Below are 22,908 nucleotides of genomic sequence, written 5' to 3'. Positions count from 1 at the left end.
TTCTTTTATTATTTATTTTATTTTCATATATTTGTGGCGTAAAGCCGTTTTTATGAGTAAGATAGAAGTTCATCCGCTAAAACCGTTCCTTCCATCGGGCGGCACAATATTGTTTCTGGGCAGTTTTCCGCCTCCCAAGGCACGATGGAGCATGGATTTCTTCTACCCAAACTTCATAAACGATTTCTGGCGGATAATGGGCATCATCTTCTTTGACGACAAAGAGCATTTCGTTGTCAAGGGCGAGAAGAGGTTCGACTTCGGGATGGTTACGGCTTTCGCTCGGGATAAGGGCTTCGGATTCTTCGATACAGCAACCAAGGTTAACAGGCTGAAGGACAATGCCAGCGACGAGTTTCTGGAGATTGTAGAGCCTACCGACATACGCGCCCTTCTGAGGCAGATGCCCGACTGCCGACGAATAGTTACAACAGGCGGAAAGGCAAGCCGACAACTCATGCTTCAGTTCGGCATAGAGAAAGAGCCGAAGATTGGCACATTTACAAGGCTGAACATCTCGTCAGAAGACGGAAAAGAACTTTTTATTGAATGGTGGAGGATGCCGTCATCATCGCGCGCATATCCGCTTAACATCAACAAGAAAGCCGATTTTTACAGAATGCTGTTCGAATAAACCTTTTCGCGGCAATCGCCATCGGCAATAGAAGAAAAAGAACCTTATTAAAATTTAACCATTATGAAAGTATTTTATATCCTTGTCCTGCTCCTTGGCCTCGGAACAGGTGCGCTGGCACAGAATGCCGCCAAACTACCCGATTGGAGAGACATTAAACGAGCCTTGCCGCCCGAATGGTACGGCTCTGAACAGGCTGCAAGCATTGCCGACACACTCATAAAATATCAGATGACATGCGGCGGATGGATAAAGAACCAGAACTGGAGCGGCAAGATAAAATACGACGAGATATACAACGCACAGCACAGCGGATTTGGTGCAACTATCGACAACGGCGCAACCGTGTCGGAACTGAAGTTTCTTGCACAAGTGTATGCCAGCACCAAGCGCAGCGAAGTTAAGGAGGCTTTCATGAAAGGCCTCAACTACCTTATGGCTATGCAGTATGCCAACGGCGGATTTCCGCAGGTTTATCCGGCACAGCCGAAAAGCAACGGAAAAGCGCACTATTCTGCCCACATAACATACAACGACAACGCCATCTATCACGTTCTGAGACTGTTCAAAAACATCTGCGACGACAAAGAGCCGTACAAGTCACTCGAAATAGACCGGAAAACAAAAGACAAACTGAAGAAGCAGTTCGACAAGGGCATAGCCTGCATACTGAAATGCCAGATAAAGGTTGGCGGAAAGCCATCGGTATGGTGTCAGCAGCACGACGAGAAGACGCTCGCCCCTATCGGCGCACGCTCTTATGAATTGGCTTCGTTCACAGGCGCAGGCGAGACGGTTTACATAATCCGCCTTCTGATGTCGATAAAAAAGCCTTCGAAAGAGGTTATATACTCAATAGAATGTGCCATAGACTGGCTTAAAAGCCATGCCATAAAGGATGCCGAGGTGGAATACTTCAAGAACAGCGACGGCATGAACGACTGCCGTCTGAAAACGGCTAAGGGCGCGCCGCTGCTATGGGCACGCTTCTACGACCTCGAAACCGGGCAGCCTTATGTGTGCGACCGCGACGGCGTAAAGAAGAACGATATGTCGGAAATAGGCTACGAACGCCGAAACGGCTACCGATGGTACGGCAGAAGTCCGCAAATGGTTCTCGACAATTACGAGAAATGGAAAAAAGAACTGGGAAAATAATTATTCGGATTTCTAAAGAGAGGATTTGCTTTTTTTACAAATCCTTTCTTTTTTACATATCTGCCTCTTACTTATGCTTATATTTTTCTCTTTATAATGTTCAGAAATATTCAAATTTATTTTGTTACTTAGAAAAATAGCCATATCTTTGAAAAGTTTTTCAGATAGTATCTAACACATAATCTGAATAAAAGCTACTATAATCAGGTCTATTACTAATGTTAATTAATAACTTTTTAATCATTTTTTCATGAAGAATACACAAAAAATTAAAGGAGTAATCATCCAAAATGATTCGACAGTTGAAGTGAAGTTCAACATGTCGCAAGCCGGGACTTTTTTATTTGACTCACTCGACAAAATGCCGTCGATTGCGAGTGGAGAAACAAAGGTCTTCGACTTAAGCACATACGACTGTGGCAATTACACATGGAAAGTAATGATAAATTATCCTTCTAATGGAAACCCATGGCTGGCAGGAAATGAATACTACATGTACGACAAGGGCAGTCATCTATATGCCCGTTACAAGTATGATGGAAAAGTAAAATTGGTGTATTTAGGAATAGAAACCGAGTTTAGTAAGCCTAAAGAAGATGATACCTACTATCCAACACCTATGACATTTGTCGAGGACGATAATGACTCCGATTTTGTAGATGCCAACTGCGGTTTTATTGCAGGTACTAACCTCACAGAAGCGATTGAGAATTCGAACAATGGAGTGGCATGGGACATGCCATCGTATTCATTTCTTGATGGAGTTAGCCCAAAATCCGTGCACAAGAATCTGTGGCGCATGGAGAAACTCAACAACATCAATGGAATCTTCCAAGTTTGGCCTATGACAGGCAGCAATGCTACAGATGATGACATTAAGTCGGGAGAAGTATTTCAGGCACGTTCTTATGACTTGTCAACCATGAGCATCATAAAGGTGGCTGATCATCAATGGGCATTGATAGACCCACTACTCGGTCCGGATACGGCTATAGCCGCATGGGAGACATTCAAAAGCAAGGTGGATTCCGAAGCCAAAATCTGTGCAATCATGATTACTCACAGTCATGTTGACCACTACAAAGGTGTGAGCGGACTTATCGAACACGAGAAGCTACAAAAGGTCACATCAAACGAGTTTAGTTTTACCGACGGGCAAGATTCTAAAATTACAATTGAGAACGGACATGTCATTGTAATAGCTCCTGTAGGCTTCTATGACGAGTCTATATCAGAGAACCTCTACTTGGGCAATTGCATGGGACGTCGTGCTCAGTACATGTACGGAAGCGCTTTGCCACGCGGAATATTCGGTGCTGTAGGCTCTGGACTTGGCAAGACTGTAAGTAATCAAGTGGGCGACATTCCAGTCCCATCGTTAGAGATTCCTTTCTCTAACTCAGATGTGCAGAAGATAACTATAAACGGAAAAGAGTTTGTGTTCCAGAATGTACCGGGCACAGAAGCTCCAGCAGAAATGCACATTGGATTTAAAGCCAATGATTCCGGTGGTAATGTTCAGATTCTTTGCCCAGGCGAAAACGTGTGCCACACAATGCACAATCTGCTTACTCCGCGCGGAGCAAAGGTGCGCGATGCAAAAGCCTTCGGTAATGCCATCGACCGTGCTATGGAGATATATCCTAACGTAGAAGTGCTTATCGGAACTCACCACTGGCCTACATGGGGACAGGATGAATGTAAGAAGATATTGGAGAAACAGCGCGACATGTACTATTTCTTCAACAATCAGGTGATACACATGCTTAACAGCGGATATAACATGGAAGAGATAGCCGAGAAATTCACCCTTCCAGAATCATTGGGAAATGAATTCTATAATCGTGGCTACTATGGCACGATGAATCATGACACAAAGGCTGTGGTACAACGCTATATTGGCTGGTGGGACGGAAATCCAGCAAACTATTTCAAATACCCAGAAGAAGAAGCAGCCAAGAGATTCGTCAGCGACATGGGCGGAGAGGATAAAGTTCTGTCCAAAGCACGCGATTACTATTCTAAACACGACTATCGCTGGACAGTAGAACTGACACGCAACATTGTATTTGCCAATCCGAAAAATGATGAAGCCAGAAAACTCGAAGCCGATGCCTTGGAACAATTGGCATATTCATTCGAAGGCGGAACATGGCGCAATATATTCCTTGCCGGTGCATACGAACTGAGAGGAATTCCTCAAGGCAAATCTATAGATAAAGGCAAAATAATCCTTTCTATTGGCAAGAACATGGAATCACTTACTCCAAAATGTATTTTTGAGTATCTTTCCATCCTTATCGATGGAAACAAAGCTTCTAAATATGAAGTAGATATGACATGTAAAATCGCCAACGAAAGCTTTAGCGTTTACCTGAAAAACGGAGTGCTGCACTCAAAGGCGATAGCAGACACCAACTGCAATTTCGAATTTGGTTCAGCTGCCGAGTTTGCAGATTACTTTACTAAATACATGAATGGTGACTCTTCTGCTGAGAATAAGGAGTTAAATAAGATTTTCGATTGTGTAGAGATTCAGAATCCGCAATGGAATATAATTGAACCTCTTAGCTGAAATGTCTGAATCTGCATACAGATGTAATTTGCAGATTCTGTTGAAAGAGAATATACGAGTGTGTGTCTAAACAGGCGCACACTCTTTCTTAACCTCTTTGTCATCCCCTTTTGAGGCTATCAAGAAACTTGCAGGCAGAACCGTTTTTGCCGAAAAATCCATTGCCACTCGCAAATCATCAGCCTAAAACAAATATAAGCACAAAATATTGCTGCTATGCAAAAATATCCATATCTTTGCGCCTTGGCGACGTGCGATTACGCGCAACCAACTAAAGACCAGCGTATATCACTCATTACAAGCCACATATTCCGTAAAAAAATCATAACGCAATTAACATATTTATGGTGAAACTACACATTGAATATTTTAAGTATCTCAACTTTGCGCTTATAAACAACAACGTTGCAATCTGCCAATCGGTTGAGATTACAAACACTACCGACACAGACCTGCACAACATTTCGATTACATGCAGCGGCGACTTTCTGATGGAAGCGAAACCGCTGTTTACCGATATTCTAAAGGCTGGCGAAAGCGTCCGTCTGCAAGGATTCGACATCACGCTTAATCCGCAGATGGTAGCGTCGATAACCGAGAGCACAGCCTCATCTTTCTGCGTAAAGGTATGGAAAGATTCTGCCGACGACAATCTGAAAACCGAAATCCATTCGGAAGATTTGCCCGTAAACATAATGCCGTTCGACCAATGGCTTGGAATAACCATTCTGCCGCAGAACCTGGCATCGTTCGTACAGCCAAACCACCCTGCTATAAGCAGCATTGTAGTAAAGGCAGCCGAGATTCTGAAAGACCTGTCGCAGTCGTCGGCATTCACGGCATACCAGTCGGGCAACACAAACGTGGTGCGCAAGCAGGTGGCAGCCGTCTATGGCGCGCTGCACAACTGCGGAATAATCTACCGACAAGCACCGGCATCGTTCTTCGATATAGGACAGCGCATAACCATGCCCGACCAAGTTTTAGAGACCAAACTGGGCAACTGCATAGAACTGACCATTTTGTTTGCCAGCGTGCTCGAGAGCATCGGCATAAACTGCGTGATAATAATAGAAAAAGGACATGCTTATCTGGGTGTGTGGCTGGTAGACGACTGCTGCCAATACAGCGTCAGCGACGACTCTTCGTTTATTGAGAAGAGATGCAACGAGTCCATCGGCGAGATGATGGTGCTCGAAAGCACGCAGATAACATCAGAAAATACATCGTTCGAGGACGCGATAGAATCGGCAAAGAGAAACTTGATGAACGCCAGCGAATTCGAGATTTTTATCGACATCAAGAGATGCCGCCTCGAAAGATTCCTTCCGCTTCCGCAGAGGATAAACGAGAACGGCGTATGGACGGTGAAGACCGACGGCGTGAGCCACGACAACTGCATACTCGACGTGAAGGAACATTCGCGCTACGACCTCAGCCGCATTATGGATTCTAATGCCAAGGTAACCAAACTCGACATCTGGGAGCGGAAACTGCTCGACTTCTCGCTGCGCAACTCTCTGCTTAACCTTTATCTGAGGCAGAGAGCCATTCAGTTCATTACGTTCGACATCGCCCTTATCGAAGACCTTCTGCAAGATGGCAACGAATATGTGATAAAGCACAAGCCCGAGACAAATTTCAGCATAGAAAGCGAAGCGATGCTTGTGCGCTCCAAAACGATTCCCGAACTCAACCCGCTGATAGCCGACGACATAAAGCACAACACGCTGCACACCTATCAGCCCGAGACGGAGACGCGCAATGTTCTGAAAAACATCTACCGAGCATCGCGCAACGCCATAGAAGAGACTGGCGCAAACGCGCTCTACCTTGCCATCGGAACCCTGCGCTGGTACGAGACCGACCTCAGCGAGAAGCCTCGATACGCGCCAATCCTGATGATGCCTGTCGAGATGGTTTACAAGAAGGGCGATTTCTACATTCGCAAGCGCGACGAGGAAATTGCGCTGAATATCACTCTATTAGAATTTCTGAGACAGAACTCTGACACACATATTCCTGATATCTCACCGCTGCCAACCGATGAGCACGGAGTTGATGTATCGCTCATTTTCAGCATAATACGCGATGCTCTGAAGAACAAAAAACGTTGGGACATCGAAGAAGAGGCCATTCTGGGCGTGTTCTCGTTCAACAAATTCCTTCTGTGGAACGATATTCACAGCCACCGCAAGGAACTGCTCGAAAACGACATCGTGCGCAGTCTTGTTGAGCAGAAACTCGTCTTCAAACCCGAGGAAATTGTATCGGACTTGAAGAACACCGACAAGAATCTGCGTCCCGACGGTCTGGCTCTGCCCGTGCCAGTAGACTCGTCGCAGATGGCAGCCGTAATTGCAGCCGGCGAAGGCCGCTCGTTCATTCTCTACGGCCCTCCGGGAACGGGAAAGTCGCAGACCATCACCAACATCATAGCCAACGCCATTTTCCAAGGCAAGCGCGTGCTGTTCGTTGCCGAGAAGATGGCAGCCCTCAGCGTTGTTCAGAACCGACTGGAGAAGATTGGTCTCGGTCCGTTCTGCCTTGAGATGCACTCTAACAAGATTTCAAAGCGGCATGTGCTTAACCAGCTGGAAACGGCTCTCAAGGTAACTCACATTGTAAAACCCGAAGAATACGCGCGCACAGCCGACAAACTGTACGAAGAGCGCACAAAACTGATTGAGTATATGGAAGCCCTTCACGACACGAAGGGCAACGACGGCCTGTCGGTTTACGACTGCATTACGCGATACAAGGCTAACCAAGCCGAGCCGCTCGCCTTCAACACCAACGACGGCGAATTGAAGCAGAAATTCAGCCTCGGCAACATCGACGAGTACAGCCGACTTCTGCACCAGCGCATCGCGGCGGTTACCGAAATCGTCGGTCAGCCGTCAAAACATCCGCTTCTCGGACTTAACATAACCGAGCAGAATCTTACAGACCTCGACGCACTAACGACGCAGATGCAGAATGCCATCGACACGATAACGAAAGGTCAGGAAAATTCTGCCCTTGGCAACGCCGCACAACTGAAGGAGGAGATTCTTCGCGACTGTACCGAAGGCATCCTTGCTCAAAACGGCACGGCTCTCTATCAGGAATGGCGTGCAGCCAAGGCTAAGTGGTTCATTCCGAGATTCTTTGCGAAACGTAGTTTCTTGCAGAAGTTGAGAGAATTCAACGCTCTCATTACCGAAGCGGAGACCGATGCGTTACTAAACAAACTCATCGAGTATCAGCAGAAACACACGGAGATTGAGAAGATTCAGACTACTATAAAGGCATTTTTCGACTACAACTGCACGGAAAATGTTCTGCCTGCAAACGCGGTTACAAGTCAGTTCATAGCCCGACTTGGCAACTGGATTGCCAACATAGACAAGAGTCGCGACTGGTATCAATGGTGCGCCTACAAGCAAGAGTTGCAGAGCATCGGTCTGGGCGTTGTGGCTCGCAAGATTGAGGAGATTGAGATAGACACAGATACCCTGTGCGACTCGTTCTTCAAGACAATGTACAAGCATCTTGCCGAGGAGAAGATTGCCCAGTCGCCTGCACTCCGCACGTTCGAAGGCTCGATATTCGACGAGACCGTGGCGCACTATCAGAAACTAACCGAGGACTTCCAGCTCCTCAGCCAGAAAGAACTCTACGCGCAGATTGCATCGCAGATTCCACACGTTAGCAGCAACATAGACAGCTGCAGCGAAATTGGCCTGCTGCACCGAAACATATCGAACGGCGGACGCGGTGTTTCTATGCGCGACCTCATAGACCAGCTGCCAACACTCATGCCACGATTGTGCAAGTGTATGCTGATGAGTCCGATGTCGGTGGCACAGTACATCGACCTTTCGCAAGACAAGTTCGACCTCATAGTGTTCGACGAGGCTTCGCAGATGCCAACGAGCGAAGCTATCGGCGCCATTGCCCGAGGCAAGTCGGTTATCGTTGTGGGCGACCCAAAGCAGATGCCGCCGACAAGTTTCTTCAGTTCGACCAACGTAAACGACGATGAAGCCGACATCGACGACCTCGAGAGCATTCTCGAAGACTGCCGCACGCTCGAAATTCCGTCGCTGCAACTAAACTGGCACTACCGTTCAAGACACGAGTCGCTCATCGCCTTCTCTAACAACGAGTATTACGACGGCTCGCTCATCACCTTCCCATCGGTAGACGACAAGAAGACGAAGGTGAAATATCAGCATGTAGACGGCGTTTACGACAAGGGCGGACGACGCTCGAACAAGAAAGAGGCTGAAGCCATCGTTGCCGAGATTGCACGCCGACTGAAACAGCCCGACCACGCCAGCAACAGCATAGGCGTTATTGCCTTCAGCGTGGTGCAGCAGAACCTTATCGACGACCTCTTGATGGACATGCTCGAAAAAAATTCAGACCTTCGCGAGGCTGCCGACGAGATATACGAGCCAATCTTCATAAAGAACCTCGAAAATGTTCAGGGCGACGAGCGCGACATCATCCTGTTCTCCGTTGGATACGGTCCAGACAAGGACGGCAAGATTTCGATGAACTTCGGACCGCTTAACAATGCCGGCGGCGAACGCCGTCTGAACGTAGCCGTGAGCCGCGCCCGAAAGGAGATGATGGTGTTCTCGGCTCTCAAGTCGCACGACATCGACCTTCGCCGAAGCAAGGCACGCGGAGTTGAAGGTCTGAAGCACTTCCTCGAGTATGCCGAGCAGCAGGTTCTGGTGCAGCCAAGCAGCAACGCGCCTACATCGCCCGACTCGGTTATTGCCGAGCAGATTGCCGATGCGCTCCGCCAGAAAGGCTTCGTAGCCAACACAAATATCGGCCGCTCTAACTTCAAGGTAGATATTGCCATCAGCAACGGCGACGGCAGCGACTACTCGCTCGGACTTCTGCTCGACGGCGTAGGCTATCACAACACGCAAACCACGCGCGACCGCGAAATCGTTCAGCCATCGGTTCTGCGCAACCTTAACTGGCGCATAATGCGCGTGTGGAGCATCGACTGGATGAACAATCCCGAAAGAGTTATCGAGCGCATAGTAAAATGCATAAAAGACAAGGCTCAGCAGCCGTCAGAAGAGCCGAAAGCCGCCGTCTTCGACATCTCCGACGAGAAGGTTGAGGAGGCTACAACCCAAGAAGCCGAATACAACGAGTTCGACAACGGCACATCGGCTTCGAAGATGAGCGACAAGCGTCTTGTTTCCGAAATCGTGTCGTGCGAGCAGCCCATCACCCTAACCTATCTGTGCCGCCGAGTATCATCGTTCCGCGACATTCAGCGAGTAACGCAAAGCGTGCAGAACGGAGTTCAGAAGGTGGTCGATTCGCTTGGCTTCTACACCCAGCAGAAGGGCAACAGCACCATTATATGGAAAAGCCGCGAGGATGCCGAAGCCTTCAGCGGCTACCGCAAGAACAACGGCCGCGACATAACCGACATTCCGATTATCGAGGTTATGAACGCCATTGTAGAGACAATCTCCGAGAACGTGTCGATTGGAGCAGATGCCCTGACGCTCGTAGCCGCCAAGAAACTCGGCTTTACTCGCCGTGGCACAAAGGTTGACCAAGCCCTCAACGAGGCTCTCGACATTCTGACATCAGAAAACTCCATCGAGAACATCGACGGAATGTTCAGAATGAAAGAATAATGGGAATAATGATACTTAACAAAAAGGACTTTAAGATTATTGAGATAAAATAAACAAGCCCTTTCAACAATAACATTTCATAATGCCTGCAAGCGCAAATTATCAAGAAAATGTGCGGTTGCAGGCTTTTTCATGTGCATAAGGCTACGCTATTCCTTCGAGATGCCTTCGAGATTCGTTCGGGAAATGTGCAATTTCGACAGATTCAAATATTGGAAATGAGGCGTTTTTTCTTCTTTTCGCATCGTTTTTGCTCGTATTATGCCGATATCTTGCGAATCATGTTCTTAGTGAAATTCAGCAAGTAGTTGAAAATATGTAATTTAGCACACAAGCGTTTCAACGTTTCAGCGTTTCAGTTAGCCCTTTGGTGGTTTCAATTTCTTACCATATAATATATAACTTATTTATTATTAATTAGTTATATATATAATATAAGAGTTTGAAACAAAAATATACCCTCTGAAACACTTGAAACGCTGAAACGTTGAAACGCCTGATGTCATTCGCAAGAAAACGTTTAGCATCTTGGCGCAAGAAGCAAAACAAAAAGACTGTTGTAAATAAAGTACATGAGTATTGCATTTTAAAACAGCATTAATATATAGACAAATGTCTGAATGACAAAAAATATTTGTATTTTTGCTGTAAAATCTAAAATTATTAAAATTTCAAATAACTTATTGCAGCAGTAAATGCGTAGTAATCAGAAATTTTCAAGAGCCTACGGAGTGGCTTGAACTTGCATGATTTTAAATATATGATATAACAATTATAAAAATGAAGAAAAGTTTTGTATTTTGTACACTTCTCGTGCTTATAGTGGGATTGTGTTCTTTTGTTAATGTTACTGACGATGAAATGCTTGCCAGCGGAGTGGATCAAAGTACATTGGAAGAATTGAAGTCAGACTCTGTTTATGGAAAATCAGGTGTTATAAAATTAGCATCCTGTCATGCTTCGATTAATGTTCCTGAAGGATTTGTCTTTTTGGACAGTATTCAAGCAAGGAGCCTCCTGATTGACTACTGGGGAAATCCGGAAGACAGGACAGAAGGACTTTTAGGTGCATTGGTTCCTAATACCGCTTTGTGCTTTTATCAGATTTCCATGGCTTATATCATCACCTACGAAAACTGCGGATACGTTAAGGATGACGATGCAAATAGTATTGACTATGATGATCTTCTTGCAGATTTGAAAAAAACGGCAGAAGAAGAGAACAAGACGCTTCCAAAAGAAAACAAGTATTCTTTAAAGGGATGGGCAGTCAAGCCTAAATACTTGACAGATAGCCATGTACTTGTATGGGCAAAGGCTATATCGTTCACAGATAACGATGTAGTAAACTACGACATGAGAATACTGGGTAAGGACGGTCTTGTGTCTATCAACGCAGTCATTGACCCAACAGACTGCAAGGAGGTTGTTGCTTCAGAATCAAAGATTATCAACAGTCTGAAATACGACAAGGGCTATGCTTATACCGACTTTGACGAAAGCCGAGACAAGGTATCAGAATGGACTATTGGAGGACTCGTTGCAGGTACAATGCTTGCAAAAACGGGTATCTTAGCCAAGATAGGAATATTCCTTCTTAAGTTCTGGAAGATAATAGCAATTGCTGCTGCTGGTGGTGCAACTGCAATAATGAAGTTCTTCAAAAAGAAGAACAAAGAATAACTTAGGCTAATTCACCCTTGCTCGCTCGGATTTCCGAATCCGAGCGCTTTAACCCAAATCGGTCGTTAGAAAAAATAAGTAGCAAAATGTAAGTTGGTTTAAATACCCAGAGTCAATAATTAGCACTTTTCGCTTATATTTTCATAGGCTCCGAATACTTATCTGAACATTATGTAAGGCAAAATTTCTAACGACTGATTTGGGTTTATAAGAATTTCATTATTTGCTAATTATATCATCTGGGAATCTAAAATTTTTATTACTTACTGCAAAGTCAAGATGCTCTTTATTCCAAAGATGCTTTAACAAGCCTATTCTAAATGCATTTGATGGATGGTCTGCTGTCTTTTCAACTTTCATATACATTCCTTCACCATCTAATAATTGCAATGCCATTATATAAGCATATCCACCAATTCCTATAGCTTCACAAAATCTATATGCGACTATGTCAGATTCTAATTCTTGTCTTCTTTCATATTTAAATTTATAATAATAAGCATCTTTTTTGAATCCATACATAAGTCCGTTATTAATCTTATTAACATCATCCCAATAATCCTGCTCATATGATACTCCATTTGAAGCTCCATAGAATGCGACGGCAGCATTTGCTGCGGTATTTAATCCAGCAGCTATTTCACCCCACACTTGATTTCTCTTTTCCTTTTTCTCTTTCTTCCATAATTCAACAAATTGATGCTGCAATATGTAATGAGTTGCCTCGTGTCCACACACTGCCAACAATAAATCTCTATTCCAATTATAACATTCCGCAAGCGCACTTGTAATAAAGATATTACCAAAAGGAAGAGCACAAGCGTTTTCTTCTTTTGCTGGTATTATTCGGATTTCCTTAAGGAACATATCGCCTCCACCAATATTACGTTCTAAGAATAACTCTAATTCTCTTACTTCACTATTAGCAGATGTTCTATAAATATTCTTCATTACAACGTCGTTAATCGCTTCTTCTTTTTTATATGCAGATATATATGAAGCAGACGTTTTTGAAGCATTGACAAATTTTTTATATTCTAAATTATTGCTTTGAACATTCTTCCAAAACTCATACGCTTCACCTGAGTAACATCTACAATCCAATGCTTTAATCCACTTTTCGAATTCGCTAATTGTGCTTGCATTATATGTGTAATTGTTGGCGAATGACAAATTACGATTCAATTTTTGAATATCCTTTGATGCATACTCGTTGCCGCATCTTTTTGATATTTCCAAAAGTGCAGCACCCTTATTTTCTTGTCCTTGCATAAAACAGTTATATGCATAGTCATAGAAGAAATATCCGTAAAATTTGCAAAGGCTTGTGTTTGGCAAATCCACAACTTCGCACTTTTCATAAAGCGCAATATCTTTAAAATACCAACTAAAATAATTGTCAGCTTCCTTATATTTATGATTTTTATATAAACTAGTAGCATATTCAGCCACATACAATAATTTTATATCTTCTTTTGAAGTATTATTGTTTAATATATATATTGCGAATTGAAACTCAGATTTTTCATAATCTTCTAACCAAAAATAACATTCGCCCTTTAACGCACTAAGAATATTATAGATTTTGTTTGGTTGTTCCTTTTCCCATTGAGTGATAAAATTTAAAAATTCCTGATATTTATGCATAGCTAAAAAGCACGAACTTGCATTGTACATGTCATCTTCAGAAAGACCTCCAAGAGAATGTAACTTATATGCATACTTTACACCAATTTCATATTCGTCTTGTTCATATGCCGTTACAATTGAGTCCGAAAAAACCTTAAGTTTCCCACTATCCGTAAATACTTGTGCATTAACATAATTTGTACAAAATATATAAACGATAATAGTGAATAACAGATTCCATTTGTGTAAAAAGAAAAGATTTGGAATGATTTTAACGTATATTGATGATTTCATAATAGCTATAATTTTTGTCAAAAATAAAACAAAAGCAGAAAACAAGCAAACCTTTTTTTATAATTTTTTATTAACGAACTTGTTCATAGACATTTACTAACGTCAAAATACTCTACGACTAACAGAAGTTGTAATGAACGGCAAGGTATAAGTCTGCAAAAATTTGAGCGGAAAGCCGAAGGTATTCAGCCTTCATCTTTCCGCTCTGTTATTTAAGTGTAAATCTATTGTCTTACTGTTTCATCAAGAAAGCCTTGAAGTCGGCAAAATCCTTTGTCATCGCAATGCTCTGCTTTGTGCCCTTCATAAAGGCAGCAAGCTTGGCAGGAATCTCGATGTCGCCGTTAATAATGCCATCTACCGTGCTCTTGAACTTGGCAGGGTGCGCAGTCTCGAGGAATACGCCAACCTCGCCGTCCTTCAGACCCTCCTGAAGAGCCTTGTAGCCGCATGCGCCGTGAGGGTCGAGTTGATATCCGGTAGAAGCCTTGCACTCGCGAATGGCGTCGGCAATCTGCTCGTCGGTATAAGTTGCGCCGCTAATATCGGCACATATTGCGGCATGGTCTTTGTTGTAAAGGTCGTAGATGCGCGCAAAGTTAGAAGGGTCGCCCACATCCATAGCGTTTGCTATTGTCTGCACAGAAGCCTTTGGCTCGTACTTGCCAGTCTGCAAATACTTAAAGAAGATGTCGTTGGCATTGTTGGCTGCGATGAAACGCTTAACAGGCAATCCCATCTTCTTGCCAAACAAGGCAGAGCAGATGTTTCCGAAGTTTCCGCTTGGCACGCAAACCACCATCTGGTCGGCCTTGCCCAACTTCTTTAACTGAGCGTATGCGTAGAAGTAGTAGAAACTCTGCGGAAGGAATCGAGCCACGTTGATAGAGTTGGCAGATGTCAGTTTCATGTGCTTGTTGAGGTCAGCATCCATGAAAGCATTCTTTACAAGAGCCTGACAGTCGTCGAACACTCCGTCAACCTCAAGAGCGGTGATATTCTGACCGAGTGTTGTGAACTGGCACTCCTGAATGTCGCTCACCTTGCCCTTTGGATAGAGCACATACACGCGGATTCCGTCAACGCCAAGGAAGCCGTTTGCCACAGCCGAGCCTGTGTCGCCCGATGTAGCCACAAGCACGTTTACCTGCTCGTTGCCCTCCTGCTTGATAAAGTACTGAAGCAGGCGAGCCATGAAGCGCGCGCCAACATCCTTGAAAGCAAGAGTAGGACCATGGAACAACTCGAGCGAGTATATATTATCGGTTACAGGAACGGCAGGAACATCGAACGACAGCGTGTCGTAGACAATCTTTTTAAGGTCGTCGGCAGGAATGTCCTCGCCAAAGAAGGCATCCGCCACGCGGTATGCAATCTCCTGAAACGACAGGTTCTGTATCTCGTCGAAGAAAGACTGTGGAAGCGGCTTGATAGCCTCGGGCATAAACAAGCCCTTGTCGGATGCAAGTCCCTTAACGACAGCCTCTTTCAGGGTTGCCTTTTCAGCCTTTCCGTTGGTACTGTAATATTTCATATATTTTAAATTAGTTGTTCATAAACTCGTTAATAAAGCCATCGCCCTCAAACAGACCGTAACTTCCGTCAACGGCCGCAATCTCGTCGAATGTCTGTACCGAATCGGCCTCTATTCCCGGATAGTAGATGAGGAACGGAATAGGCTCGTTGGTGTGCGTGCGCAGAGCCACCGGCGTTGGATGGTCGGGCAGAACGGCGATTGAGACAGGCTCGTCGAAGTTCTTAACGGCCTCGTAGATTGGACCAATCAGTCGTCGGTCGAGGTCCTCGATAGTCTGAAGCTTCAGTTTGAGGTTGCCGTCGTGACCAGCCTCATCGCTTGCCTCAACGTGAAGGTAGACAAAATCGTCGGTCTTCAGAGCCTCGATGGCAGCCTGAGCCTTGCCCTCGTAGTTGGTGTCGTACAAGCCCGTTGCGCCCTCAACGTTTATGCAACGCAGTCCGGCAAGGCGACCAATTCCGCGGATAAGGTCAACGGCCGTGATAACCGCTCCTCGCTTTATCTGCGGATAAGTAACCGTTAGCGGAGTCATGTTAGGACGATAGCCGCCAGCCCAAGGCCAGATGCTGTTTGCCGGGTCTTTGCCCTCTGCCACGCGCTGTTTGTTAAACGGATGGTCGGCAAGAAGTTTCTGGCTCTTCAGTATAAGGTCGTTGATGAGGTCTGCAGTCTCCTTAGCCTCAGGAATCTCAGGCTTAACCAGAAGCGGCATGAACGGCTGTCCCGGCACATCGTGCGGCGGAGTGCACTTTAGATGCTTGTTTCCGCCCTTAATCACAAGCAGATGGCGGTACTGAATTCCGGTGTAGAAGTGAACTCGCTCGCTGCCAAGCTTCTCCTGAAGGAACTTGATGAGCACGTCGGCCTCTTCTGTTTCCAAACGACCGCAAGAATGGTTCTTGATGTTGCCGTTCTCGATGCAGATAAGGTTGCATCGGATAGCCATATCGTCGGGAGCAAGTTCAACGCCGATGCTTGCAGCCTCGAGCGGACCTCTGCCCTCGTAGACCTTGCTCTGGTCGTATCCAAGGATTGATGAGTTTGCCACCTCACTTCCCGGATGGAAGCCATCGGCAACAGTCTTCAGTCTGCCTACCCTGCCGTTCTTAGCAAGGAGGTCCATATATGGTGTGTTGGCATACTGAAGAAGAGTCTTGTCGCCAAGTTCCTTCACCTTCCAGTCTGCCATTCCATCGCCCAATATAATTATATGTTTCATTTTTGTTGGTGTTTTTTAGATGTTTGCAATGCTCATTACGTCGGCAAAAACTCCGGCAGCCGTTACGCTTGCGCCTGCGCCGTATCCCTGAATCTGCATTGGATACTCGTGATAGCGGTCGGTTGTAAGCATGATGATGTTGTTGCTGCCTTCGAGATGATAGAACGGATGCGTGCTGTCTACCTCGCATAGCGATACCTTAGCCTTTCCGTTCTCGAGGCTTGCAACAAAGCGCCAATGCTTGCCCTCTTCCTCGAGTTTCTTGCGACGTGCCTCAAAGTCGGCATCGAGTGCAGGCAGTCTCTTCCAGAACTCCTCTACCGAGCCTTCGAAATAATCGTCTGGTACAAAAAGATGTTTCTCCACATCCTCCTGTTCAATTCTGTAACCTGCTTCGCGAGAGAGGATTACGAGTTTTCTGATTACGTCCTTTCCGCTCAGGTCTATGCGAGGATCCGGCTCTGAATAGCCCTGTTCTTTGGCTCTTCTAACCGTCTCGCTGAAAGGAACATCTGCGCTTATCTCGTTAAAGATGAAGTTGAGCGTTCCGCTCACCACCGCCTCGATTTTCAGAATCTTGTCGCCGCTGTTGATGAGGTCGTTGATTGTGTTTATGACAGGCAAGCCTGCGCCCACGTTTGTCTCGAACAAGAACTTAACGCCACGACGTAGGGCAGTCTGCTTAAGCTTCTCGTATTTCTCGTATTCAGACGATGCTGCAATCTTGTTGGCTGCAACGACCGATATGTTGTTTTCAAGAAAATCCTGATACAGTCCGGCAACATCAGCACTTGCTGTACAGTCAACAAACACCGAGTTGAAGATGTTCATGCCGATAACCTCGTCGTGCAGACGCTTTATGTTGCTTGGCTCGGCATTCTTCAAGTCTTCGCGGAAGTTATCGAGCGACAAGCCCTCGCGGCAGAACATAGCATTGTGTCCGCTTGCTATTCCCACCACGTTAATCTTCAGGTTTCTCTCTGCCATCAGAGTCTTCTGCTGTGCTGCAATCTGTTCTATCAGGCTGCCTCCCACGGTTCCTGTTCCGCAGATGAATACGTTCAGCACCTGATATTCAGAGAGAAAAAAACTGTCGTGCAGTACATTTAGTGTCTTGCGGAGCGACTTAGCCTCGACTACGAACGAGATGTTAGTCTCCGACGCTCCCTGAGCGCATGCGATTACGCTGATACCGCTTCGTCCCAGCGTTCCGAATAGTTTTCCGGCAATGCCCGGAGTGTGCTTCATGTTCTCGCCCACCACGGCAACGGTTGCCAAATCGCTCTCGACGCTCATCTTGAACATTGAGCCGGCCGCAATCTCCTCGGCAAACTCATTGTCGAGCACCTCGCAGGCCGTCTTGGCATCGGCATCGCGTACGCCGATAGAAGTACTGTTTTCAGAAGAAGCCTGAGAAACGAGGAACACGCTTATTCCGGCATTTGCGAGTGTCGTGAATATTCGGCGGTTAACACCGATAACGCCCACCATCGAAAGTCCGGCAACGGTTATAAGGCTCGTACCCTTGATTGATGAAATTCCCTTGATGGCACGCTTGCTGTGCGAGATGTTTCCGCGTATTATCGTGCCCTTTGCCTCTGGTCGGAAGGTATTCTTTATCAAGATTGGAATATTCTTCAGACACACAGGATATATTGTTGGAGGATAAACGACCTTTGCTCCGAAGTTGCAAAGCTCCATAGCCTCCACATAACTCAGTTCGTCTATTGTGTATGCTGCGCTGATAACCTTAGGGTCGGCAGTCATGAATCCGTCTACATCGGTCCAAATCTCGAGCACCTCGGCATCGAGAGCCGCCGCAATGATGGCAGCGGTATAGTCAGAGCCGCCGCGTCCAAGGTTGGTAGTCTCGCCTGTGTTCTTGTCGCACGAGATGAATCCCGGCACGAGCGAAACCTGCTGCAGCACAGAAAAAGTCTGGCACACGAGTTCGTTGGTAAGCTCGGCGTCCAGAAGGTTTCTGTGCTCCTTCTTCTCTGTCATGATGAAATTGCGCGAGTCGAACCACTTTGCGTTCTTAATCAGAACGGCAGCAATCTGCGACGACATGCGCTCGCCGTAACTTACGATGGCTGCGGATGTCTTCTCGCTAAGGTCGCGTATAAGATAAACGCCATGATAGATACTCTTTAGTTCGTTAAGCAGTTCATCAACCCTCGCAAGCAGTTCGGTTCGCTTTTCGGCGTTCTCGATAAGTGCTTCGATCATCTGATGATGACGCGTCACAATCTCCTCGAACGACGTGAGATACGCGGGGTCGCCGCTTACCGCCATTTGCGATGTTTGAATCAGTTTGTCGGTTATACCTCCAAGAGCCGAAACTACTACGATAACAGGCTCGTTACAAGCCTCAACAATCTTCTTGACATTCAAAATACTGTCAACAGAACCTACGGATGTTCCACCAAATTTTAATACTTTCATCTTTTCTATAATAATCCCCTAACAACGGGGGTCTTTGTTTACTCAGTATCGTTAAGATAACATCACCAAAAAGGGTGCTGAAACGATTGCAAAAATAATATTTTTTAAAAAGAAATCGGCTACAAAACATAGTTTTTTAGTTTAAAGGGGTTAATTTCGTCAAATCGTTACATCTATATTCACATTTTTTACTAAATTTGTACGCTCGTAAGTAGGCTAACGTCGCGCCTGCCACGGCAAGAAAGAAAGAGAGAACGAACAGAATGTTTTTCAGCAACATAATAGGTCAGGACTCTGTAAAGCAGAAACTTCTGCAAGAGATAAAGGAGAATCGCATTGCTCATGCCCAGCTTTTCTGCGGACCTGAGGGATGCGGAAAACTTGCGTTGGCTCTGGCATACGCACAATATCTGCTGTGCGAGCACCCTACCGACGGTGATGCCTGCGGACAATGTCCCTCGTGCAAGCAGGCGGCTAAACTTGAGCATCCCGACCTGCACTTCGTCTTTCCGGTGGTTAAGAAGAGCACCACTACCGTGAGCGACGATTTTGTAAAAGACTGGCGCGAGGCTGTTCTTGCCAACCCTTACATGAATCTGGAGGAGTGGATGAACGCCATGGGCGACGAGAGGCAGCCGAGCATCTACACCGCCGAGAGCGAGAGTATAACGCGAAAGTTGTCGCTAAAGTCGTTCGAGGGCGGATACAAGATAATGATTATCTGGCTGCCCGAGAAGATGCAGACCGAATGTGCCAACAAACTGCTGAAGATTCTCGAAGAGCCGCCGGCAAAGACGCTCTTCCTGCTCGTTTCGGAGCATCCCGAACAGATGCTGCCTACCATCACAAGCCGAACGCAACGCGTAGACATCCCGGCACTCAGCCCCGACGACATTCAGAAGGCGCTGATGCAGAACTTCGGAATGGAAGAGGATGTTGCGCGCGGCATAGCACTATCATCAGGCGGAAGTTATCAGAGGGCAAGGCAGGAGATGAGCACCAACGACGACCGCAAATTCTACTTCGACATGTTCGTGCTCATAATGCGACTCTCGTACATGCGCAAGGCCAAGGAGATGAAGCAATGGAGCGAGGCCATGGCATCGAAGGGAAAGGAAAAGCAGAAGAACTTTCTGGAGTACGCACAGCACATGCTCCGCGAGAGTTTCATAAACAACTTCCACAAGAAGGAACTGAATACAATGAACAATGAAGAAAGTAACTTTGCAATAAAGTTCTCGCCTTTCATAAACGAGAGGAACATTATCGGACTTATGCACGAACTTTCTGAAGCACAGATACATATAATGCAAAACGTTAATCCGAAGATTGTCTTCTTCGACTTTGCACTAAAGATGACTGTGCTCATAAAAACATAACATCAATATATGAGCGAATTTAAATTGAACGGAGCCGGCAGAGGTCTTTCGTGCCGTGGCTGCTGCAAACAGAATAAACAGTTGAACACATACAACTGGCTGGCCGACATCCCGAACAACGACGAGTTGAGCCCTTACGTCGAGGTGCAGTTTAAGAATACCCGAAAGGGATACTACCGCAACTCAAACAAACTCGACCTCGTTGCCGGCGACATCGTAGCCGTTGAGTCGAGCCCGGGACACGACATCGGAACGGTAACGCTTACCGGACGCCTTGTTCCGCTGAAGATGAAGAAGGCCAACCTCAAGCCCGACGTGGAGATAAAGCGCATCTACCGCAAGGCTAAGCCGGTTGACATGGAGAAATACGAGGAAGCAAAGGCAAAGGAGCACGACACCATGATTCGTTCGCGCCAGATTGCCAAAGACCTCAACCTGAACATGAAAATCGGCGATGTTGAGTATCAGGGCGACGGCAACAAGGCTATCTTCTACTACATTGCCGACGAGCGCGTTGACTTCCGCCAGCTCATCAAGGTTCTGGCAGACGCCTTTCACGTGCGCATCGAGATGAAGCAGATTGGAGCACGACAGGAGGCTGGCAGAATAGGCGGTATCGGTCCGTGCGGACGCGAATTGTGCTGCGCCACTTGGATGACGAGTTTCATAAGCGTGAGCACAAGCGCGGCACGCTTTCAGGACATCTCTCTCAACCCTCAGAAACTGGCAGGACAATGCGCCAAGTTAAAGTGCTGCATGAACTACGAGGTTGACACTTATGTAGAGGCTTCGCGCCGTCTGCCATCAAAGGAGATTCAGTTGGAGACTATCGACGGCACTTACTACTGGTTCAAGTGCGACATTCTTACGGGCATGATAACCTACTCTACCGACAAGAATATCGCTGCCAATCTCGTAACCATCAGCGAGAAGCGCGCCTTCGAGGTAATAAACATGAACAAGAACGGCGAGAAGCCTGCCCAACTTGCCAGCGGCGGCGAGTCGTCAGACCCAAAGAAGCCTATCGACATTCTTGAGCAGGACAGCCTTACACGCTTCGACCGCAACAAGCGAAAGAAAAAGAAGAGCGCGAACAAATCAAATAACGGCGGCAAGCCAAACAACGACCAGCAGCGTCAGCCAAGCAACCGCCAGCAAAACGGCGAAGGTCAGCAGCAGAACGCAGGCGGTCAGCCACGCAAGCAAAAGCAGCATCGTCCTCAGCACGACAATCAGCAGAGAGACGCGCAGCCAAGAACGCCAAACAACAACCAGCAGGGCGAGCCTCGCGAGCAGAGAAGACCAAAAAACAATAATCGCGGTCCGAAAGAGCCACGCCATAAAAACAATGGCAACAGAAATAATGATGCGAACAGAAACAATAACGCGCCTGCTCAGCAGTAGTCTGCTGGCAGCGTGTCTTATTATACTTTTTTCGGCGTGCAGTGATGACAAAACATTACTGCACTCTTTCCATTCTATCGAGAACAGCAAGTGGGAGAAGGACGACACAGCAAAATTCACACTCCCTGCCGTATGGACCGACCGCAAGGTAGAGGTTCAGGTAGAGGTACGGACAAACTCGCGCTATCCTTACCAAACGCTGTGGCTCAAAGCCGAGCACAACTTTGCCGACAGCACCAAGTACGTTAAGCAGAGTATTAAATGCACAATTCTTAACGAGACGGGCGACATTCAGGGCAACGGCATCAGCACGGTGCAATATGCCTACCCGATAGGCACTTTCAACATAAAGAAAGGTCAGAAATCGACAATAAAAATTACGCACAACATGCGCAGCGAACTGCTAAACGGCATCCACGACATCGGCGTGAAAATAGTCGAGGCAGAATAATATTTTTTCAGGAAGAAGATTCGGTCTTCTTCCCTTTTTTATGCTTCGAAGCACAGCAGTTCTATAACGGACATTTTTCAGCAAAAATATTCTTTTGGTAAATACAAAATAGTGGGTAGGAAGAAGGTAGGAAGAAGGTAGCAAGAAGGTAGGAAGATGGTAGCAAGACAGAAGATAGATTCAAGGTAGATTCAAGTAAGCCGGGAGGTACGGGGAAGGATTTATAAAGGTAGACTAATGATTGAGAATAGTAATAGGTTAACTCTTAACATGTAATAGCCAAAGTAGCAATTGGGTTAGTATGGAGAGTGTGAGACTCTGGAGAAGCCCGTTGCTCTTTCTTTCCAAATAAGCTACCAGCCATTTATAAGACCTATGTTCTGCCGAATTTGTAATTTGGCAGCATCAATATACGCGAGTTTGCAACTCGCATTGTCGTTATGCGACAAAAAATTACTCTTTTAATGACTGTTTTTTAGCGGTGGGAATTCTTGCGACCCTTCGGTAGCAAGCGAACAGAGGATGAGCGACAAATGCGACTTAACCCAAATCGGTCATTAGGATTTCTCGGTGCTGTATGGCAGAGAGAAAACCTTTAGTTTTTCCCATATCGAGAGGAAGGATCGTCGTGTTTTCAACGACCTGGCCAAGTACAGAATGTGCTTGTTTTTTGTCTTTCCCAGATATGCGGGTGTTGATATCAGTTCGTAGCGGATTGTCTTGAGGAACTTCTTTTTGTCGGAGTTCATCAATGCATGGCGAAACAGCGACATGAAGTTGTATGCCATGATTATGAAATTGCCGCAGGCTTCTGTCGCCCAGAAGTTGTGCGATACG

12 protein-coding genes and 1 pseudogene are annotated in these 22,908 nt (G+C 46.2%); 8 read left to right on the top strand and 5 right to left on the bottom strand.

From position 1 onward, the window contains the following. Nucleotides 1-52 precede the first annotated feature (52 nt). The 5 genes from T538_RS0107645 to T538_RS18040 all read left to right on the top strand — a co-directional run bounded on the left by T538_RS0107645 (nt 53) and on the right by T538_RS18040 (nt 11,713). Nucleotides 53-634 (top strand): uracil-DNA glycosylase family protein, encoded by a 582-nt coding sequence (locus tag T538_RS0107645; RefSeq protein ID WP_031533089.1) that lies wholly within the window; start codon nt 53-55, stop codon nt 632-634. Nucleotides 635-697: 63 nt separating this feature from the next. After that, nucleotides 698-1,792, top strand: a complete 1,095-nt coding sequence (pelA, locus tag T538_RS0107640; RefSeq protein WP_031533091.1) for a pectate lyase — start codon at nt 698-700, stop codon at nt 1,790-1,792. Nucleotides 1,793-2,153: 361 nt separating this feature from the next. Next, nucleotides 2,154-4,367 (top strand): alkyl sulfatase dimerization domain-containing protein, encoded by a 2,214-nt coding sequence (locus T538_RS0107635; protein WP_197025764.1) that lies wholly within the window; start codon nt 2,154-2,156, stop codon nt 4,365-4,367. 344 nt (nt 4,368-4,711) lie between these two features. Beyond that, the gene (locus T538_RS0107625; protein WP_031533093.1) at nt 4,712-10,030 is read left to right on the top strand and encodes a DUF4011 domain-containing protein; all 5,319 of its coding nucleotides are present in this window, start codon (nt 4,712-4,714) and stop codon (nt 10,028-10,030) included. A gap of 780 nt (nt 10,031-10,810) precedes the next feature. Further along, nucleotides 10,811-11,713, top strand: a complete 903-nt coding sequence (locus T538_RS18040) for a DUF2167 domain-containing protein (RefSeq protein ID WP_081834902.1) — start codon at nt 10,811-10,813, stop codon at nt 11,711-11,713. A 219-nt stretch (nt 11,714-11,932) separates the two neighbouring features. Here the strand turns inward: T538_RS18040 and T538_RS0107615 are convergent, their stop codons facing one another. The 4 genes from T538_RS0107615 to thrA form a co-directional block, all read right to left on the bottom strand. Further along, nucleotides 11,933-13,636: a M48 family metalloprotease gene (locus T538_RS0107615; protein ID WP_031540967.1), complete on the bottom strand. Its 1,704-nt coding sequence runs from the start codon at nt 13,634-13,636 to the stop codon at nt 11,933-11,935. A gap of 232 nt (nt 13,637-13,868) precedes the next feature. Further along, entirely contained in the window at nt 13,869-15,170 is a 1,302-nt protein-coding gene (thrC, locus tag T538_RS0107610) for a threonine synthase (protein WP_031533097.1), read from the bottom strand. A gap of 10 nt (nt 15,171-15,180) precedes the next feature. Beyond that, entirely contained in the window at nt 15,181-16,392 is a 1,212-nt protein-coding gene (locus tag T538_RS0107605) for a cofactor-independent phosphoglycerate mutase (RefSeq protein WP_031533098.1), read from the bottom strand. Nucleotides 16,393-16,407: 15 nt separating this feature from the next. Continuing rightward, the gene (gene thrA / locus T538_RS0107600) at nt 16,408-18,837 is read right to left on the bottom strand and encodes a bifunctional aspartate kinase/homoserine dehydrogenase I (protein WP_031533100.1); all 2,430 of its coding nucleotides are present in this window, start codon (nt 18,835-18,837) and stop codon (nt 16,408-16,410) included. A 263-nt stretch (nt 18,838-19,100) separates the two neighbouring features. On the opposite strand from thrA, the gene holB reads away from it, so the two are divergent. Genes holB through T538_RS0107585 form a run of 3 tightly spaced genes read left to right on the top strand, consistent with a single transcriptional unit; the run spans nt 19,101 to nt 22,071 of the window. After that, nucleotides 19,101-20,216 (top strand): DNA polymerase III subunit delta', encoded by a 1,116-nt coding sequence (holB, locus tag T538_RS0107595; RefSeq protein WP_031533102.1) that lies wholly within the window; start codon nt 19,101-19,103, stop codon nt 20,214-20,216. Nucleotides 20,217-20,225: 9 nt separating this feature from the next. Further along, a complete protein-coding gene (locus T538_RS0107590; RefSeq protein WP_031533103.1) occupies nt 20,226-21,620 on the top strand; it encodes a PSP1 domain-containing protein in 1,395 nt (464 codons plus the stop codon). Beyond that, a complete protein-coding gene (locus tag T538_RS0107585) occupies nt 21,565-22,071 on the top strand; it encodes a gliding motility lipoprotein GldH (protein WP_031540966.1) in 507 nt (168 codons plus the stop codon). Before T538_RS0107590 ends, T538_RS0107585 begins: the two co-directional genes overlap by 56 nt. A 557-nt stretch (nt 22,072-22,628) precedes the next feature. On the opposite strand, the pseudogene T538_RS0107580 reads toward T538_RS0107585, so the two are convergent. Then, nucleotides 22,629-22,908: pseudogene (locus T538_RS0107580) on the bottom strand (IS1380 family transposase); the annotation flags it as partial.

Source organism: Bacteroides sp. Ga6A2, assembly GCF_000702225.1.
Taxonomy (GTDB): Bacteria; Bacteroidota; Bacteroidia; order Bacteroidales; family Bacteroidaceae; genus Ga6A1.
This window is presented reverse-complemented; position numbering and strand designations above follow the sequence as displayed.

Bases quoted from the DNA above. Each gene is read 5' to 3' on its own strand.
- thrA (WP_031533100.1), bottom strand. From the start codon at position 18,837: ATGAAAGTATTAAAATTTGGTGGAACATCCGTAGGTTCTGTTGACAGT.
- T538_RS0107590 (WP_031533103.1), top strand. From the start codon at position 20,226: ATGAGCGAATTTAAATTGAACGGAGCCGGCAGAGGTCTTTCGTGCCGT.
- T538_RS0107635 (WP_197025764.1), top strand. From the start codon at position 2,154: ATGCCGTCGATTGCGAGTGGAGAAACAAAGGTCTTCGACTTAAGCACA.
- T538_RS0107585 (WP_031540966.1), top strand. From the start codon at position 21,565: ATGGCAACAGAAATAATGATGCGAACAGAAACAATAACGCGCCTGCTC.
- T538_RS18040 (WP_081834902.1), top strand. From the start codon at position 10,811: ATGAAGAAAAGTTTTGTATTTTGTACACTTCTCGTGCTTATAGTGGGA.
- T538_RS0107615 (WP_031540967.1), bottom strand. From the start codon at position 13,636: ATGAAATCATCAATATACGTTAAAATCATTCCAAATCTTTTCTTTTTA.
- holB (WP_031533102.1), top strand. From the start codon at position 19,101: ATGTTTTTCAGCAACATAATAGGTCAGGACTCTGTAAAGCAGAAACTT.
- pelA (WP_031533091.1), top strand. From the start codon at position 698: ATGAAAGTATTTTATATCCTTGTCCTGCTCCTTGGCCTCGGAACAGGT.
- thrC (WP_031533097.1), bottom strand. From the start codon at position 15,170: ATGAAATATTACAGTACCAACGGAAAGGCTGAAAAGGCAACCCTGAAA.
- T538_RS0107645 (WP_031533089.1), top strand. From the start codon at position 53: ATGAGTAAGATAGAAGTTCATCCGCTAAAACCGTTCCTTCCATCGGGC.
- T538_RS0107605 (WP_031533098.1), bottom strand. From the start codon at position 16,392: ATGAAACATATAATTATATTGGGCGATGGAATGGCAGACTGGAAGGTG.
- T538_RS0107625 (WP_031533093.1), top strand. From the start codon at position 4,712: ATGGTGAAACTACACATTGAATATTTTAAGTATCTCAACTTTGCGCTT.